The sequence below is a fragment of the Paenibacillus mesophilus genome, assembly GCF_005938385.1.
Lineage (GTDB): Bacteria > Bacillota > Bacilli > Paenibacillales > NBRC-103111 > Paenibacillus_AB > Paenibacillus_AB mesophilus.
Window position 1 is genome coordinate 125,535 of sequence record NZ_VCRA01000003.1, and the last position, 16,629, is coordinate 142,163.

General features: G+C 53.5%; 18 protein-coding genes. 1 reads left to right on the forward strand and 17 read right to left on the reverse strand.

Features of this window, described 5'->3' with window-relative positions; genetic code table 11:
* Positions 1–50: 50 nt before the first annotated feature.
* The 4 genes from FE783_RS37910 to galT form a co-directional block, all read right to left on the reverse strand.
* Positions 51–1,853 carry a stalk domain-containing protein gene (locus tag FE783_RS37910; protein ID WP_202916137.1) on the reverse strand — a complete coding sequence of 601 codons (1,803 nt, stop codon included), beginning with the start codon at positions 1,851–1,853 and terminating at the stop codon, positions 51–53.
* A 246-nt stretch (positions 1,854–2,099) separates the two neighbouring features.
* Positions 2,100–3,089: a UDP-glucose 4-epimerase GalE gene (galE, locus tag FE783_RS05790; protein ID WP_138878401.1), complete on the reverse strand. Its 990-nt coding sequence runs from the start codon at positions 3,087–3,089 to the stop codon at positions 2,100–2,102.
* 24 nt (positions 3,090–3,113) lie between these two features.
* Entirely contained in the window at positions 3,114–4,310 is a 1,197-nt protein-coding gene (locus FE783_RS05795) for a galactokinase (protein ID WP_138878402.1), read from the reverse strand.
* Complete coding sequence (gene galT, locus FE783_RS05800) at positions 4,307–5,290, reverse strand: galactose-1-phosphate uridylyltransferase (RefSeq protein WP_138878403.1); 984 nt, start codon at positions 5,288–5,290, stop codon at positions 4,307–4,309. The genes FE783_RS05795 and galT overlap by 4 nt, the downstream gene beginning before the upstream one ends.
* A 224-nt stretch (positions 5,291–5,514) precedes the next feature.
* On the opposite strand from galT, the gene FE783_RS05805 reads away from it, so the two are divergent.
* Positions 5,515–6,753: an ROK family transcriptional regulator gene (locus FE783_RS05805; RefSeq protein ID WP_138878404.1), complete on the forward strand. Its 1,239-nt coding sequence runs from the start codon at positions 5,515–5,517 to the stop codon at positions 6,751–6,753.
* 110 nt (positions 6,754–6,863) lie between these two features.
* Here the strand turns inward: FE783_RS05805 and FE783_RS05810 are convergent, their stop codons facing one another.
* From FE783_RS05810 to FE783_RS05870, 13 genes are all read right to left on the reverse strand, one after another.
* On the reverse strand, positions 6,864–7,139 hold the full coding sequence (locus FE783_RS05810; RefSeq protein ID WP_138878405.1) for an HU family DNA-binding protein: 276 nt from the start codon (positions 7,137–7,139) through the stop codon (positions 6,864–6,866).
* A 137-nt stretch (positions 7,140–7,276) separates the two neighbouring features.
* Positions 7,277–8,755 carry a stage IV sporulation protein A gene (gene spoIVA / locus FE783_RS05815; protein WP_138878406.1) on the reverse strand — a complete coding sequence of 493 codons (1,479 nt, stop codon included), beginning with the start codon at positions 8,753–8,755 and terminating at the stop codon, positions 7,277–7,279.
* 360 nt (positions 8,756–9,115) lie between these two features.
* Complete coding sequence (locus FE783_RS05820) at positions 9,116–9,862, reverse strand: hypothetical protein (protein WP_138878407.1); 747 nt, start codon at positions 9,860–9,862, stop codon at positions 9,116–9,118.
* 34 nt (positions 9,863–9,896) lie between these two features.
* Complete coding sequence (locus tag FE783_RS05825) at positions 9,897–10,238, reverse strand: 2Fe-2S iron-sulfur cluster-binding protein (protein ID WP_138878408.1); 342 nt, start codon at positions 10,236–10,238, stop codon at positions 9,897–9,899.
* Positions 10,228–10,887 carry a nucleotidyltransferase family protein gene (locus FE783_RS05830; protein WP_138878409.1) on the reverse strand — a complete coding sequence of 220 codons (660 nt, stop codon included), beginning with the start codon at positions 10,885–10,887 and terminating at the stop codon, positions 10,228–10,230. The genes FE783_RS05825 and FE783_RS05830 overlap by 11 nt, the downstream gene beginning before the upstream one ends.
* A complete protein-coding gene (locus FE783_RS05835) occupies positions 10,850–11,149 on the reverse strand; it encodes a 2Fe-2S iron-sulfur cluster-binding protein (RefSeq protein WP_138878410.1) in 300 nt (99 codons plus the stop codon). Before FE783_RS05835 ends, FE783_RS05830 begins: the two co-directional genes overlap by 38 nt.
* A 15-nt stretch (positions 11,150–11,164) precedes the next feature.
* Positions 11,165–11,344 carry a DUF2768 family protein gene (locus tag FE783_RS05840; RefSeq protein WP_138878411.1) on the reverse strand — a complete coding sequence of 60 codons (180 nt, stop codon included), beginning with the start codon at positions 11,342–11,344 and terminating at the stop codon, positions 11,165–11,167.
* Positions 11,345–11,498: 154 nt separating this feature from the next.
* Entirely contained in the window at positions 11,499–12,701 is a 1,203-nt protein-coding gene (locus FE783_RS05845) for a fibronectin type III domain-containing protein (protein WP_138878412.1), read from the reverse strand.
* A gap of 184 nt (positions 12,702–12,885) precedes the next feature.
* Positions 12,886–13,164, reverse strand: coding sequence for a stage VI sporulation protein F (locus FE783_RS05850; protein WP_138878413.1), 279 nt, complete (start codon positions 13,162–13,164; stop codon positions 12,886–12,888).
* A 71-nt stretch (positions 13,165–13,235) separates the two neighbouring features.
* Positions 13,236–14,282, reverse strand: coding sequence for an NAD(P)H-dependent glycerol-3-phosphate dehydrogenase (locus tag FE783_RS05855; RefSeq protein WP_138878414.1), 1,047 nt, complete (start codon positions 14,280–14,282; stop codon positions 13,236–13,238).
* Positions 14,279–14,911 (reverse strand): glycerol-3-phosphate 1-O-acyltransferase PlsY, encoded by a 633-nt coding sequence (gene plsY / locus FE783_RS05860; protein WP_138878415.1) that lies wholly within the window; start codon positions 14,909–14,911, stop codon positions 14,279–14,281. Before plsY ends, FE783_RS05855 begins: the two co-directional genes overlap by 4 nt.
* A gap of 14 nt (positions 14,912–14,925) precedes the next feature.
* Complete coding sequence (gene der, locus FE783_RS05865; RefSeq protein ID WP_138878416.1) at positions 14,926–16,248, reverse strand: ribosome biogenesis GTPase Der; 1,323 nt, start codon at positions 16,246–16,248, stop codon at positions 14,926–14,928.
* A gap of 198 nt (positions 16,249–16,446) precedes the next feature.
* A complete protein-coding gene (locus FE783_RS05870; RefSeq protein WP_138878417.1) occupies positions 16,447–16,629 on the reverse strand; it encodes a capping complex subunit for YIEGIA in 183 nt (60 codons plus the stop codon).

Genomic DNA, 16,629 nt, shown 5'->3' on the forward strand with positions numbered 1-16,629 from the left:
ACGATCGAACAAAGGAAAAAATCCGCCCGAAAAAGGACGGATTTCGGTACTTACTCTTTATTCTTAATAATAACTGAGCGAGAATAGTTATCCCACTGGACGTCTGCTCCAAGCGCTTCGCTTACAAATCGAACCGGAACCATTGTTTTTTCATTAATTAGCTGTGCAGGTACATCAAGCGTAACTTTTTTGCCATTAACCAAGGCTTCATTAGAATTTATCGTCAGGGAAATATTGATATCGTCTTTTGTTGCCGTTACTGTTTGGGTCGCCCCGTCCCATTCCACCTTGGCCCCGAGTGCTTCAAATATAGCTCGTAACGGGACCATCGTTCTACCGTCGACGTTAACAGGAGACTGATCATATTTCTGTAATTGGTCATCCACTAATACGATGATATCTTGTGTTTCATTGTAAGTTGTAAATTTGGGATTTGAAGTTGCTTTGCTGCCTGTCTTGGGGTCTACAACTTCTATGACAAGATAATAACCGCCCGTCTGAATGTTCATTTCTTTTATAGTTTTTGTTATCGGCTTCGCAGGATCGAACTTGAAACGCTGTATTTCATCTCCATCAACGTCCAGCAAAACGACAAAAAAATCATAATTCTTATTGACGGATTTAGTCGTTATCGTAAACGTGAATGTACCATCCCCATTCACGATAATGGTACCCGGGAACTCGTCACCTGAAGGGATAGATAGTTGAGGCTGCGGTATTGTCCAAGTAACCGAACTGGATCGGAGGACCTTATCTGAACCGTCTACCATTTCCATTTGCAATATATATGCACCCGGAACAAGCGACTTGCTGCTCAAGGATACTCTTGGATTACTTGGATATACGCGAGTCCTTTTCACCTCTTTGCCATATAAGTCGGTGATAACAAGGTAAAATTTTGTAGAACTGCTATAGGACTGTTTTTGAATAATGATTCGGATTGTGCCGTTTTGCGTTACTTCCACACCGCCTGGAAATGTTCCATTACCTAATCCGGAAGTATTCCCTTGCGATTGAGCTCCAGATCCGTTCGAAACTGTCCATTTGACCGGAACCGATTTAATCGTATCTTCTCCACTGCTCAATTCAATGATTATAGAATAGTTGCCTGGTTGTAAGGCCAGATCATTTGCCGTAATTCTAGGTTTCTTTGGGTCTATTGCAACCCTCTTGACCTCTTTACCATCAACATCAATAACGACTAAATAAATCTTTGCATTCGCATAAGCAGGTTGCGTTTGCAATGTAATAGTAATTGTGCCATCCTGATTGACGTTCACTTTACCCGGAAATGAGGCCATTGAATTGATGTAACCAATCGGTTGAGCTGATGAGGTTAAGGTCTGATTGCGGCATCCTGGTTCTGGTGCAATAGATATTGCTCCTGTGTTTTTTGGATCATAATTTCTTGCTTCCAGTTTGGCCATGTAGTTGTCTCTAAACGTAATGAAGTCTGTAATATTCATCGGAAGGTTTCGGGCACTAATGACTATATCGCCCAACTTCATGGATACGGTATAGTTTTTCCCGTCCTTCCCAAGTACCGTTTGCTGGACAGTCTTCATATTGATTATGGAGTCCACTTTGGCCCTTCTCGCTTCTTTGCCATCCTTAGACAAGAAAACGATTTCGATATAATCGCTGTATTCTTCGGGTATTAATACGCTTGCCGATAAGTAACCTTCCTTGGTTAATGTAGCTCCGTTAATAACTACATCGTTTAGAGTTGGATTAGGGATGGTGTATGGAGTTTGAACAGGAGCACATATTGCATTTGCTTCTTGCCCCCCTGTTCCCACCATCATAAATGCGGTTGCTAACATGAACAGACACATTTTCTTGATGAAATTCATTCTACGCTCTCCCTTTATGAGTAATATTTTCCAATACCATTAATATAATGCATTAGTCCCAAAATGACTACAATTAATTATGGCCCTATTGAACTATACCAGTCTGGAAAACGTAAATTTATTGCTTTTTAACACGAAAAGACCCCTCCCGATTTACCAATACAGGCAAATGGAGAGCGGTCTGACATGACATTTATTTATTTGTCTTAACGCAAAATAATAAGTTCTACGCCTCAACCTAACGGCTCAGTCCGCATAGCCGGCCGGGTTATGTTTATGCCAATTCCACGCCGTCTGGATGATCGTCCCGAGGTCGGCGTATTTCGGCCGCCAGCCGAGAACGGTCCGCGCCTTGTCGGAGGAAGCGATCAAAACGGCGGGATCGCCTGCGCGCCGGGGGGAGACAACAGCCGGAATCGGATGCTCCGTGACGCCGCGTGCCAGGTCGATGACCTGCTTGACCGAGAAGCCCGTTCCATTCCCAAGGTTGAATACGTCGCTCGAATGACCGGCCCGCAAATGCTGCAGCGCAAGATAATGCGCATTCGCCAAATCCATCACATGGATGTAGTCGCGGATGCAGGTCCCGTCTTCCGTCGGGTAATCGTCGCCGAAAATGTTTATCGCTTCGCGTTGTCCGAGCGGAACTTGCAAAATGATCGGAATCAGATGGCTCTCCGGCTTGTGATCTTCCCCGATCAAGCCTTCCGGATGCGCGCCGCAGGCGTTGAAATACCTAAGAGAAACGAATTTCAAGCCGTAAGCACGGTCGCACCAGCGGAACATGTTCTCCATCGCCAGCTTCGTCTCGCCGTAAGGACTCTCCGGATGGGTCGGTGCGGTTTCTTCGATCGGTACCCGCTCTGGCTCCCCGTAGGTGGCCGCCGTCGACGAGAAAACAATTTTGCTTACCCCATGCTCCACCATCGCGTTAACGAGCGAATATGTGCCGAACAAATTATTGTCATAATAAGCGAGCGGCTGCTGCACGCTCTCGCCGACCAGCGAGCTTGCGGCAAAATGGATGACTGCTTCAATTTCATTTTCACCGAATACCCGCTTCATGAAAGCCGCGTCGCGAATATCGCCTTCATAGAAACGGGCTTCGGACGATACGGCCGAACGGTGACCCGTTCTCAAATTATCGACGATAACGACTTGTTCGCCTTGGGAAAGCAATTCTACGACAGTATGACTGCCGATATAACCGGCTCCTCCGGTTACAAGAATGGCCATGCTCTTACTCCTCCTATTCCGCGATTACAATTGCAGCTCTTTAGCCCCATCCCCGATCTCGCAAACGTAGAACGAAGGAACGAGTCCCGTCTTAGCCGTATACTGCTCAGCCACGGTACGCTGAAACGTTTCCACCGCTTCGTCCTTCACGATGCTGACGTTGCAGCCGCCGAATCCGGCTCCCGTCATCCGGGTTCCGACGCAGCCTTTTATCCCGCTTGCCACCTCGTACAGCGTGTCAAGCTCGAAGCCCGTCACCTCATACAGGTCGCGAAGCGATTCGTGAGAGGCGTTCATCAGCTTGCCGAACGTAGCGAGATCTCCCTGTTCCAGACTGGAACGCGCTCTCAGCACACGATCGTCCTCCGTCACGACATGCTCCGCGCGATTGCGGATGATGGGGTCGGATATTGCGCTCTTGACCTGTTCCCATTGCTCGAGCGACAGCTCGCCGAGATTTCCCAGTCGAGGGAGCTTTTCCTTTAACAACTGTACCCCATCTTCGCATTGCTGTCTACGTTCGTTATATTTGGAGTCGGCCAATCCTCTACGTTTGTTCGTGTTCGTAATGACGAGCTTGCAGCCGTCGATGCGAAACGGCACATATTGATAGTCCAGCGTATCGCACTTCAGCATGACGGCATGATCCCGCTTGCCCATTCCGACCGCGAATTGATCCATAATGCCGCAATTTACCCCGACGAAGCGGTTCTCGGCAAGCTGCGACAGCTTCACCAGCGTAAGCATCGGAAGCTCGATTTGTGCCAGTGTCGAGATGGCCAGAGCCGTTGCCAGTTCGATCGATGCGGAAGAAGACAAACCCGCGCCGTTCGGCACGTTGCCTACATACAAAATGTCCGCTCCCCGAAGCTTGGAAGCGTAAGCTCCGTCTTCCAGCTTAAGCAGTTCGGCCAAAACGCCTTTCGGGTAATTCGCCCAGTCGTCTTCCTTCCGGAACTCGACGGCGGATACCGCAACATCCGCTTCCGCGGCGAACTGCATCGACCGGAATCGGTACATTCCGTCGTTCCGCGGTTTTACTAGCGCATACGTACCGAACGTAAGCGCAGCGGGAAAGACGTACCCGCCATTGTAGTCCGTATGCTCGCCGATCAGGTTGACTCTGCCGGGTGCGAAGAAGCACCGGACCCCCTCCGCATCTCCGAACCGTTCCGAGAAGGCACGGAGCAGCTCGTGTAAATCGATGGCAGACGTTGTCATGACATTCTCCCTTCCTTTCGCAAATAACGTTCATACGCTTCCCTCATCTTGGGAGCCGTCTCTTCAACCGCCATCGGATTGGCTGCCGCCCAAGCGCCCATCTCCGACGAGGCGTACCATTTGATTTTGTCTTTGTCGCGAAGCGGCGGATAAAACTCGATATGGAAATGGTAATAGCTCTCGACGTCATCGCCGTTGACCGGTCTTTGATGGAGAACCATCATATACGGGAACAGCCTGTCAAACAATTGATCCATCGTGCCCGTCGTATCTTTCAGCATTTGGGCAAGAGACCGTTTCTCCTCGGGGCTGAAGTCCGGGAGCGCCGTCATATGCCGTTTGCTGACAATAAAGACGCCGTAGGGGAAATCGGTAAAATACGGAAGATAGCATAAGAAATGCTCGTTCTCGATCACGATCCGCTTCCGGAATTCGACTTCGTTCTTGTTCATGTCGCAAAGAAGGCAGGTGCCGCTCTCCTCGTGATGGATTCGGCAGCTTTCCAGTTCCGTTTTCAGCTTGAGGGGCATGTGGGAATACGCGTAAATTTGCCCGTGCGGATGCGGCATCGTCACTCCGCATTCTTCTCCCCGGTTCTCGAAGATCATGACGTACTCGTGATTAGGATCATTCGACAGCTCGACGAAACGGTCCGTCCATACGCCGATCAGTTTCCCGATATGCTCGACCGGAAGCTCCGGCAGCGTCTTGGTATGCTCCGGCGAGTACAAAATCACTTCGCATTTTCCAAACGATTTCCGGGTTTTGTACAACGCCGTTTCAACCGGGTCCGGCTCGGGCGGATTCGGGCTCAGAGCCGGGAAATCGTTCTCGTACACATGGACGTCATACTCGTCCGGCACTTTGCCGGAGCCCGGACAAAACGGACAGTACCCTTTCGGCATATGCGGCCTGTTTTGCCGATTCGACGCGACCATGATCCAGTCGCGCAGCAGCGGGTTATAGCGCAGTTCAGCCATACAGCATCCTCCTTGCCCTCGCGGGCAGTCGCTACTTTGTTAATTAATTTAATAAAGTCTAGATGATTTAATATTACTCTCTCCTTCAGCGGAACACAATATAATTTTCGCAAAACCTTTATGCAATACGAAATCGCCGCTAATATATCGGTTGGATTGATTTCAGCAACTTTATTAGTTATTCTAATTAAGATAGCAAATGCGACAACAAGGACGGGATAGGAATGACGAAGCCTCTGACCGGCAGCTTTCAGTTGATGAAATCGTTGAACCGCTCCCTCGTCATGACGACGATTCGGAACGAAGGCCCGATTTCGCGCGCGGACATCGCCAAGCGGATCGCTTTAACGCCGCCAACGGTAACGAATATCGTAAACGAGCTGCTGGAAGAGAAGTTCATCGTGGAAAGCGAGATCGGCGCATCGAGCGGCGGACGTAAACCGATTCTGCTTAAGCTGAACTCGCAATCGTTCTCGATCATAGGCATCGACGTGGGCGGCAATACGATCAAATCGCTGCTGACCGATCTGGATGCGAACATAATCCGTGAAAACCGAAGAAGCATGCCCCCGCGGCCGAATGCGGAAACGTTTCTTGCCGAGCTCAATCAATCCGTATCCGACTTGATCGGGTCGGCCGGAACGGAACGGCCCGTAATCGGCATCGGCATCGGGATGCACGGCTTGGTCAATCCGGAGGAGGGAGTATCCGTCTTCGCGCCGAACCTTCATCTGAGAAACGTTCCTATCCGCGCTTCTCTAGAAGAGGCGTTCGGTCTTCCCGTCTATGTGGAAAACGACGTTGCGGCGATGGCTCTAGGAGAGCAATGGTTCGGGGGCGGCCAGGACACCGATCATTTCATTTGCGTGAACATCGGGGTCGGCGTAGGTGCGGGCATTATTTTGAACCGGCAAATTTTTCGCGGGAGCAGCTATTCCGCCGGGGAGATCGGACATACGACGGTCGATCTGAACGGTCCGCGCTGCAATTGCGGCAACTACGGCTGCCTGCAGACGCTTGTCTCAGGCCCGGCAATTGCGGAGACCGTACAGAATGAAATCGCTCTAGGCCGACGCAGCAAGCTGCAGCCGTCCGCTTCTGGCAGTCTGCAGTCGATCACAGGCGAGCACGTGTGCGAGGCGGCGAAGGAAGGCGATGAGCTCGCGATCGAATCATTCCGCAAAGCCGGCCGGCTGCTCGGCATCGGCCTGACGAACATGATCCATACGCTCAATCCGCAAAAAATCATTTTGGGGGGCGGCGTCGCGCAAGCCGGCCCGTTATTGACCGAACCGCTGGCCGAAACGGTTAAAGAGCGCGCGCTGGAGTCATCCGTCCGTCATCTGACAATCGAAGCGTCCCGGCTCGGTAATCGCGCGACTGCAATCGGTGCCGTTACGATCGTCTTGAGCCGTTTGTTTGCCGAGCCGCAACTGCCGAAAGAATCGGGCATCCGCCAGTAGCGGCCTTCCTTGCCCTGAACGTGAAAAAGTGCCTGACGTCATCAGACAGGCACTCGGAATTGCTGTACTTAGTTCGGATTTTCAATAAGCGGCACCATGCCCCTGCAAGGTCATTGCGCGCAAACGTCGCGCAGCTGCTTGCCGGGCTTAAAGGCCGGTACTTTGCTGGCCGGGATGTCGATTTCTTCACCTGTCTGCGGATTGCGTCCTTTGCGGGCGGAACGTTCACGAACTTCAAAGTTCCCGAATCCTACGAGTTGCACCTTATCTCCGCCTTGCAGCGCCTCGGTTATCGCTTCGAAGACGGCGTCAACCGCTTTCGTAATGTCTTTCTTGGACAAGTCGGTCGTCTCTGCCACTTTGGCGATCAACTCCGATTTATTCATGCCATTCACCTCCCCCCACGAGCTATTGCCGTTATTCTCTGTGTTCACCGTTTCATCGAAAAATATACGTAGACGCGGCAAAAAAACATACAGCCTCTCCCTTTGCGGAGAAAGGCTGTATGACTTGTGCTTTCTTCTTACAAAATGATGGCGATCAAGCCGCCCGAGCCTTCGTTAATAATTCGGCCAAGCGTTTCCTGCAGCTTGTAGCGGGCATTGTCCGGCATCATCGCGAGTTTCCCCTGGATGCCCTCCCGTACGATCGAGTTGAGCGAGCGGCCGAAAATATCGGAATCCCAAATTTTCAACGGATTTTCTTCAAAGTCCTGCATCAAGTAGCGGACCAGCTCTTCACTTTGCTTCTCGGTACCGATAATCGGGGCGAACTCGGACTCGACGTCGACACGGATCATATGAATCGACGGGGCCGTCGCCTTCAGCCTTACCCCGAATCTCGAGCCTTGCCGGATCAGCTCGGGCTCATCGAGCGACATATCCTCGAGACTAGGCGGCGCGATACCGTATCCGGTCGTCTTGACCATTTCCAGCGCTTCGGCGAACCGGTCGTATTCCCTTTTCGCATGGGTGAATTCCTGCATGAGCTGAAGCAAATGGTCTTTGCCGCGAATTTCGACGCCGACGACTTCCATCAAAATTTTATCGTACAGCTCGTCGGGCGCGTACAAATCGATCTCCGCCACGCCCTGCCCCATATCCATGCCGGCCAAGGCGGCCCGTTCTATGAAATCGTACGTATCGAAATTGGTCACGACGCGGTCGACGTCGCGCAGACGACGAATGTCCTTCACCGTATTGCGGACGGAATTTTCGAAGTGCGAGCGCAGCCAATGGTTCTCGCCGAGGACCATTACCCAGCTAGGCAAGTTGACGTTTACTTCGTGTACCGGGAACTCGTATAGCACTTCGCGCATCACTTGCAAAATATCGTCTTCCGTCATCGTAGCAACACTCGTTGCCATGACGGGGATGTCGTACTTGGCGGCCAGCTCGTTGCGAAGCTCGATCGTTTCCGGACTCGTCGGCTTGATCGAGTTCACGATCAGAATGAACGGCTTGCCGACTTCCTTCAGCTCGTTGATGACCCTCTCTTCCGCTTCCTCGTAAGAGGAGCGCGGAATTTCCGCGATCGAGCCGTCGGTCGTGACGACGACACCGAGCGTCGAGTGCTCTTGAATCACTTTGCGCGTTCCGATTTCCGCCGCTTCCTGGAATGGAATCGGCTCTTCGAACCACGGCGTAGTGATCATGCGCGGACCGTTCTCGTCCTCGTATCCTTTGGCGCCTTGCACCGCATAGCCTACGCAATCGACTACCCGGATATTGACATTCAGCCCTTCCGCCACATTGAGTCTTACGGCGTTATTCGGAACGAATTTCGGTTCGGTCGTCATGATCGTTCGGCCTGCCGCGCTTTGCGGCAGTTCGTCGGTCGCCCGGACCCGTTCGGCTTCGTTCTGGATGTTCGGAAGCACCAGCGTTTCCATGAACCGTTTAATAAACGTAGATTTCCCCGTCCGGACCGCCCCAACGACACCAAGGTAGATGTCTCCCCCAGTGCGCTCTGCGATGTCCTTAAAGATATCCACTTTCTCCAATGAGATCCCCTCCTAGGCAGGATAATGAACGAAGCAGATGTCGCAATCGGATTGTTGACGGCTGCCGGCCGCAGACTTCCCTCTCAGTGCGACGATACTCGTACATGTTTTTTACTACTAAAACTATATGTACTAGGTTTTGCGAATATGACAGAGAACATTTTAAAAGTTTCGGTCGAAGCTCGCATCGGAATCTATCGATCTACCAACCCCTTCAACGTCAATGCCACCCCTTCCATCACTATATGTCGGTGCAGGTGCACTTATTCGGGACGTTGCGGGAAAGTAGGCAAACAAAAAAGCCCCTTAAAGGAGGGGCTGAGGAATTCTGTCTTCAGGCGCATTCCGGATCGCAGCCGTTCAACGAGCCGAAGCTTTCGGCTCGTTGTCGGTCCAATAATAAGGAAATGATTTGACAGGCACGTAAGGAGCCTCGGAAACGAGCAGCGAGCGCAGGTCCAGATCGGCTTGCGCCGTCTTCATCCCTTTGCGCTCCATCGCTTTCATGATCTCGGGCGCGTAATCGATCGCAACCGTACCGTTCGAGCTGACCAGGTAGCTTAAATACGTTCTGGAATATACGCTTTCCGACTGGGCCGTTTTTTTGCCGAGCTTGGCAAAATCGAGCCGGTACACGTCTTGTCCCGCGGGCTCGCCCTGCGGAATCGCGCCGTTATTGGCCTTCCTGTACTCGTCGACCCATTTCTGGATATCCCCCGCTTTCTGATAGCCGGTAATGTCCATCAGCTTCACTTCCGGCTTCTGCTCCGGGTTGACAAGCACGAACAGGAACGAGCCGCCTTTCTCGAAGGCGATTCCCGGCACTTGTCCAAGGTACGGACCCTGGGTCAGCTTTTTTAAGTCGAGCACATATTTCTCATAGATCGGCGTTTCGGCTTCCGAATTTTTGATCGGCAGCACGCCATTTTTTTCTTTGTAACGATCGACCGCATTTTGCACGACCAGGATGCTCTCCGCTGCGGTCGCTTGGTTTTCTTTGCGCATTTCTTTCGGGTACATGCACCCGGATAGAACGGGAAGCAGCACGGTCAGCGCCATGATGCCCGCCACTCTCCCGGACACCCGGCGTCTTATATGCGCGAACATCGGATCCCCCCTTCCTGTCTCCACCCTACATGAGCTACCATTGCTCCTCTTCCCGCTGCTTGGCCAACTGCGCGCGTATCGCCGCCTTGAGCGGATCTTCCGGCACGCGCACGGTGCAGCCGCGCAGCACCTTGGCTTGGCAGGCCAATCGGAACCCCCGTTCGATCATCTCGCCGAGCTTCCTTCTCTCGTTTTCTCCCGGCCCGCTCAACCCCGCTCCGTCCTCCACAGTCACTTTGCACATCAGGCACGAAGCGTTCCCGTCGCATCTGGTACGGATATGGACTCTGGCTTTCTTGGAGGCGTCCAGTACGGTTGTACCGGGCTTCACTTGAACTTTTTTGTCGTCCGGCAAAAACCGGATTTCAGGGTTCATCGGGTTCCCCCTTCCGCCCTGACGGAATTCGAAAAAGCTCCTTCAAACGATCGACGTACAGAGGGCCGATCCGATTGTCTTGCAGCAGCTCGTTCAATAGAGGTATGTGCCTATCGGGCTCGCCCCGCATCGCTTCCGCCAGCGGCTCGAAACGATCCGGGCGATCGCGGAGAACATTAAACAGCAGCTCGTGCACGAGCGGCATGAACCGGATCGTCGCGCCCCCGATAAGCCCTTCGTAAGCGTAAGAGGCGAGCAGCGATTGGACCCGAACCTCGTATTCGGCCGCATCCAACCGCACCTTCAGGCTGCCGACAAGCTCCACCTGTACGCCTTCTATCGAGTAATGGCTAAGCAAGGAGCCATACATTCCGGTTTCGCTGTATATTTGCTCGTCAGTAGAATAGGCCTGCAGCGCACGATGAATCTCTCCTGCATGCTCCGCATCGACATATACGTCCAAATCCCTCGGAACGGCTTGAAGCTCGACCCCTTGCAGCAGCGCGCCGCAGCTGCCTCCCACAAGCCAAGCCGGTTCGCATTGCTTCAGCTCGGTACCCATAACGAGCAGAGCCCGCAGTACGGCCTCGGGAACTTTTGCCGTATGCGGCTCAAAAATACGGTTTGTTCTGGACGGCAATCGTTCCATCGCTTCTCACCTTCGCTTGGCATCCGAGCCGGTATCCCTGCTCGAGCTCCTCATCGTCCAAGCTGGCAAGCTCCGCCTTGGTCGGCTCGTGCAAGTAGTCCATCCCGTCCAATACGAGACAGCGGCAGCGGGAGCATGTCCCCCGGGTACAATTAAATCCCCAATCGACGTCCGCCGCAAGCGCCAGCTCCAGAATACTGCGTCCTGTCTCGGCGGCGGTCGTCTTGCGTTTGGTCCGCCCTATCAACTCGATCAACTGCATTCCCTCCGTCTTCCGTTATAAAATCGATAGCAGCATATACACGACGGACACCAGCAAGATGACAAAGGCGATCACCGACACGATTCCTCGTGTAACGCCCTTCAATTTGATCCTGGCAAACGAAATCAAAAAAGAAGCCAATACCATGAGCCCCATTCCGATAAAGGAGGCCCACATTTTATCCATGCTGCTCATTGAATCACCCTATATAGAAGTTCTATCGCCCCTGATTATAGCATTCCGCTACCCTTTTGTGAAATCGACGAATTCGCGAACAATGTCCGGCGGTTCCGGAACGAAAAAGAACCGCAGCGGCAGCTCCGCATACGGTTCATGCGATATTGCATATTCATCTCGACTTATAGGCATTCGCTTCGAACGACACGATGCTCGGGAAAGCGATATAATCGGTACGCGTAACGAACGGTCCTTTGTTATCATTGCGGATAAGCGGGTATGCGGCAGGCCCCGCTCCGTTCGATCTGGTTTCGTACCACGAAACGAAAGCGGCCGCTTCCGGCACGGACAGGTCGTACTCCTTCACGGCGCCGCCTGTCAGTACGATGTTAAGCAATACCCGGTCAGGCAAAGGTGCGAAAGGAACAACCGACGCCGGAGTGCTCGGTGCACTTTCCCCGGCACCGTTTACCGCCGTCACGACGTAGGAATAAACTGTCCCGTTCTCAACGGCCGAATCCATATAATAGCCGTAGACGCTGCTCGCCACTGTCGTGTAATTCCCGCCGGGGACGACGGATCTTTTAATATGGTAATAGACCGCTCCCGTGACCGTTTCCCACTGGAGCACCACTTGCCCGTCACCGGCGGAAGCCGTCAAATGCGCGGGTGCCGCAGGCGCGGATTGATACGGATACGCCCAGACGGGAGCGGAGTTCGCACTCTCCCCGAATTCGTTGAATGCCGACACGACATAGTAGTAAGGCGTGCCGTTTACAACCGTTGTATCCCGATGTTGCGTGCCTCCGTATACGGTTTGAACGACCGAGTAAGGGCCGCTAGGCAGCATCGACCTTTTGACCCGGTAGCCGGTTGCATAAAGATCGGCATCCCAGCTCAGCTGCACGGCGCCGTCCGATCCGGCCGCCACTAGTCCGGTCGGGGACGATGGCGCTATCGGGGAAACGGACCCGTAAACGTCCAGCTCGTAGACGCGGATGGACTGACCCGGATTGGCCGAAGTAAGCCGCAACGATTTGACGCGGTCGACGTCGATGGCGAACGGTGCGGAAGGAACTGTCGTCGACGCTCCGGCTGCGGCTATGGCGATTCCGTTCGAATCGATCATATAGAGCTGGGCATCGGGCGAATCCGCATAAAGAATAAAGCCGGTCAAGTCGACGGGACGCGGAAAGCTCCATACGATAGACTCGTTCGAAATCGTTTCGTACGTTTGCCACTGTCCGTCGGTGACGGCGAAGCGAGGGGGCGCGGGAGGAGACGCCGGCTTCCCTCTGAGCAAACCGGGCGCTGCATTCGTTTCCGCATAAACGGCCGTCCCTGCAAACATCATACACCATACCAGCATAATCATAACAAGCGTCTTCCTCAATTCACATCTCTCCTTAACGTTGGATTCGTATGGGGAACATACGTTCTCAGTATAGGAGATAGAGGCGAATGGGGACAACACGACACTTCGGACAACTTGGACCTTTCATGGAAAAACAATAAAAGCAAGCCCCGGTTAAAGGCTTGCTTCTGCTGCATGGACGAAGCTATTTCTTCATCATCATTTTCATCAATGCTTCCATATTGTTCGGATTCATCCCGCTTTTTTGTACGGCGTGCACGATTTCATTGACGGTCGATTCCGAAACCGGCACTTTGACCATGCTGGACACTTGCTTGATCAGCTGCCGAAGCTGTCTCTCGCTTTGGACGGTGGACGGCTTGACGCCGCTCGCCAGCTTGTAGATGTCTTTCTCGGAAACGTTTTTGCCCGATTTTTTCTTGACGGTATTGAGCACGTCCTTCGATATCTCTTTTCCGCTCATGCCTGACCTCCTCAACGTTACTTACCGTATTGTATGAGGACGCCACGATGAACGTGTAGGCGCTGTTCCGGTTAAAGCATCCATTTCTCACCGAACGAGTCGGCGATTTCTTCGATTTCGTGAGTGCGGACCCGCCCCATCAGGTGGCCTACCGCGAGCTGCGGCTCCTTGCCCGCAAACAGCACTTCGTGCAATTGATCGGTGATCGGCATCGACACCTCGTATTGCTTTGCCAATGTATATGTCGTCTTCGTCGTCTTAACGCCCTCTACGACCATGCCCATCGTTTGCAGCACTTCGTCCAGCGGCTTTCCCTGACCCAGCATATAACCGGCGCGCCAGTTGCGGCTGTGCTTGCTCGTACAGGTAACGACGAGATCACCGACGCCCGCAAGTCCGGAGAAAGTCAGCGCATGGCCTCCCATCGCTACGCCCAAACGGGCGATTTCCGCGAGACCGCGAGTCACGAGCGCCGCTTTGGCGTTGTCGCCATAGCCAAGCCCGTCGGAGAGACCCGCCCCCAGCGCGATAATGTTTTTGAGCGCTCCGCCTACTTCGACGCCGGCGACGTCCGGATTCGTGTAGACGCGAAAATACGAATTGATCAGCGCGTCCTGCGCTTCCTCCGCCGCTGCGAGCCGATCCGCGGCTACGACAACCGTTGTCGGACAGCGCTGGATCACTTCCTCCGCATGGCTCGGACCGGACAATACGACGAGACGTCCCGGATCGATCTGCGGAAGCTCCTCGGCGAGTACGGTCGTCATCCGCTTCATCGTCTCCGGCTCGAAGCCTTTGGTCGCATGAATGACCGCTGCGGAAGGTTGTATGTATGGCTTCGCAAGCCGGGTGACCTCCCTCATCGCATGAGAGGGGGAGGCGAATACGATGAGGCCGGCGCCGGTCAGCGCCTCCTCCATCGATACGGTTGCACGGATGCTGTCCGACAGCCGGAAATCCCCGGTATACTTCCGGTTCCGGCGATCCCGGTTTATTTCATCGGCTTGATCCTGGGAGCGAGTCGTAAGCGTTACTAGAAACTCGTTGTCCGCCAGTACGGAAGCAATCGCCGTCCCCATGCTTCCGGCTGCGATAACCGCCGCTTTGCGCATGCTCATCCCGCTTTCTCCTTCCCGCCGGACGATCCGCCCGTCTTTTGGCCGATTTTATTTTCTTTGCCCTTCACCAGCTTGACGATATTCGTCCGGTGACGGACAATCGCGAACAAACCGATCAGCAGCGTAGCCCAAAAAATGTCGCTCGGAAAATCCATAAAACCTACTAATATTGGAATAAGTGCGGCAAAAACGAGCGAGCCGAGCGATACGTAGCGGGTCAGAACGATAAGCAAAATAGCGGCGGCGCCGGCGATCAGCGCCGGCACCAGACACAAGGTCGCCGTCACGCCAATCGTCGTCGCGATTCCTTTACCGCCTTTGAATCCGAAGAACACCGGCCAGTTATGTCCCGCAATCGAAGCAAGACCGGCCAGCACCGGGATATAGGAAACGTCCGCACCGGCACCCAGCCATTTGCCGATCCATACAGCGGCTATTCCTTTCCCCGCATCGAGCAGCAATACCGCGATCGCAGGTCCGACACCGATGACGCGCAGCGTGTTGGTTGCTCCCGCGTTGCCGCTGCCGTGCTTGCGGATGTCGATTCCTTTAAACAGTTTCCCGTACAAAAAGCTGAAGCTGATCGAGCCGAGCAAATATGCAAGCAATACCGGAACAAACGTATGCACGAGCGACTTCTCTCCTATTCGTCGTCTGATTTTTTGCGTGTAAACAAGCGGATTGGCGTTCCTTCGAATCGGAAAGCCGAACGAATGCGGTTTTCCAAATACCGCTCGTACGAGAAGTGCATCAATTCCGGATCGTTGACGAACAGCAGTATAGTCGGCGGCTTCACCGACACTTGAGTGGCATAATTGATTTTGAGTCTTCTGCCCTTGTCGGTCGGAGGCGGATTATAGGCGACCGCATCGGAGACGATGTCATTGAGCAGGTGCGTCTGGACGCGCATCGCGTGCTGCTCGCTTACTTCTACTACAACCGGCAGAAGCTTGTGCAGCCGCTGCTTCGTCTTGGCGGAGACGAAGACGATCGGGGCGTAAGTCATGAACAGAAAGTGGTCGCGTATTTTTTGCGTAAACTGCTGCATCGTTTTGTCGTCTTTGTCCACGATATCCCATTTGTTCACAACAAAAATGGCCGCTTTCCCGGCTTCGTGCGCATATCCGGCAATATGCTTGTCCTGCTCGATGATGCCTTCTTCCCCGTTAATGACGACCAGAACGACATCGGACCGTTCGATTGCGTGCATGGCCCGCATGACGCTGTATTTCTCCGTCGTCTCGTACACTTTGCCGCGCTTGCGCATCCCGGCCGTATCGATAAGCACGTATTTCTGTCCGTCCTTCTCGAACGGCGTATCGATCGCATCGCGAGTCGTCCCCGCCATGTCGCTCACGATGACGCGCTCTTCGCCCAATATAGCGTTGACAAGCGACGACTTGCCGACGTTCGGCCTGCCGATCAAAGCAACGCGGATCGTATCCTCCCCGTATTCCTCTTCTTCCTTCTCGGGCAAATTGTCCACGACCGCCTGGAGCAAATCCCCGATGCCGATGCCGTGCGACCCCGATATGCCGATCGGATCCCCGAAGCCGAGCGAATAAAACTCGTAAATGTCGTCCTGCCGTTTCAAGTTGTCCACTTTATTTACGGCCAATATAACCGGTTTTTTCGCGCGGTACAGCATCTGGGCAACTTCCGAATCCGAGCCGGTCATGCCGGACTTGCCGTCGACCATGAAAACGATCGCATCGGCCTCCTCGATCGCAAGCTCGGCCTGCATACGGACCGACTTCAAAATTTCGTCTTCCCCGTCGATTTCGATGCCGCCCGTATCAATGATGCTAAACGATTTGCCCATCCATTCCCCGATACCGTATATCCGGTCACGCGTTACGCCGGGCTTGTCCTCCACGATCGCCAGCCGGTCGCCGATAATCCGATTGAATATGGTCGATTTCCCGACGTTCGGGCGTCCTACGATCGCCACGATGGGACGTGCCATGCCGATTCAACTCCTACTCCGTAAAGCCTTCGGCCAAGCAAAGCCCGCCCTATAGGCGAGCTTTGCTTCCCGAGGATTCCCTGCACAAAAATGATCACGCCTACCATCATAACAAATTCATCCTACAAAGTGAAGGTGTACCCCGTGCCGCTTAGGTGACGCAGCCGCATGATGAGGACGACACCGTTCGACGGACCGTCAATCGTTGTGATCGACCAGTATCATCGTTCCGTTCTTCAAATCATGGGCGTTCCCGTCCAATATTTTTTCCAGCAGAAAAGCGACATCCTGCTGTTCCTTCTCCGTTTCGACAATAAAAATGGGTGCGCCCCCTCCCACTTGCTCCCGTTTTGTCGAAACGACGGCTAAAATTTTTCCCAT

Coding starts and splice junctions, on each gene's coding strand:
- FE783_RS05845 (WP_138878412.1), bottom strand. CDS start 12,701: ATGATTATGCTGGTATGGTGTATGATGTTTGCAGGGACGGCCGTTTAT.
- FE783_RS05830 (WP_138878409.1), bottom strand. CDS start 10,887: ATGGAACGATTGCCGTCCAGAACAAACCGTATTTTTGAGCCGCATACG.
- FE783_RS05810 (WP_138878405.1), bottom strand. CDS start 7,139: ATGAATAAATCGGAGTTGATCGCCAAAGTGGCAGAGACGACCGACTTG.
- FE783_RS05840 (WP_138878411.1), bottom strand. CDS start 11,344: ATGAGCAGCATGGATAAAATGTGGGCCTCCTTTATCGGAATGGGGCTC.
- FE783_RS05850 (WP_138878413.1), bottom strand. CDS start 13,164: ATGAGCGGAAAAGAGATATCGAAGGACGTGCTCAATACCGTCAAGAAA.
- galT (WP_138878403.1), bottom strand. CDS start 5,290: ATGGCTGAACTGCGCTATAACCCGCTGCTGCGCGACTGGATCATGGTC.
- FE783_RS05820 (WP_138878407.1), bottom strand. CDS start 9,862: ATGTTCGCGCATATAAGACGCCGGGTGTCCGGGAGAGTGGCGGGCATC.
- FE783_RS37910 (WP_202916137.1), bottom strand. CDS start 1,853: ATGAATTTCATCAAGAAAATGTGTCTGTTCATGTTAGCAACCGCATTT.
- FE783_RS05825 (WP_138878408.1), bottom strand. CDS start 10,238: ATGAACCCTGAAATCCGGTTTTTGCCGGACGACAAAAAAGTTCAAGTG.
- FE783_RS05855 (WP_138878414.1), bottom strand. CDS start 14,282: ATGAGCATGCGCAAAGCGGCGGTTATCGCAGCCGGAAGCATGGGGACG.
- der (WP_138878416.1), bottom strand. CDS start 16,248: ATGGCACGTCCCATCGTGGCGATCGTAGGACGCCCGAACGTCGGGAAA.
- galE (WP_138878401.1), bottom strand. CDS start 3,089: ATGGCCATTCTTGTAACCGGAGGAGCCGGTTATATCGGCAGTCATACT.
- FE783_RS05835 (WP_138878410.1), bottom strand. CDS start 11,149: ATGCAGTTGATCGAGTTGATAGGGCGGACCAAACGCAAGACGACCGCC.
- FE783_RS05805 (WP_138878404.1), top strand. CDS start 5,515: ATGACGAAGCCTCTGACCGGCAGCTTTCAGTTGATGAAATCGTTGAAC.
- FE783_RS05870 (WP_138878417.1), bottom strand. CDS start 16,629: ATGGGAAAAATTTTAGCCGTCGTTTCGACAAAACGGGAGCAAGTGGGA.
- FE783_RS05795 (WP_138878402.1), bottom strand. CDS start 4,310: ATGACAACGTCTGCCATCGATTTACACGAGCTGCTCCGTGCCTTCTCG.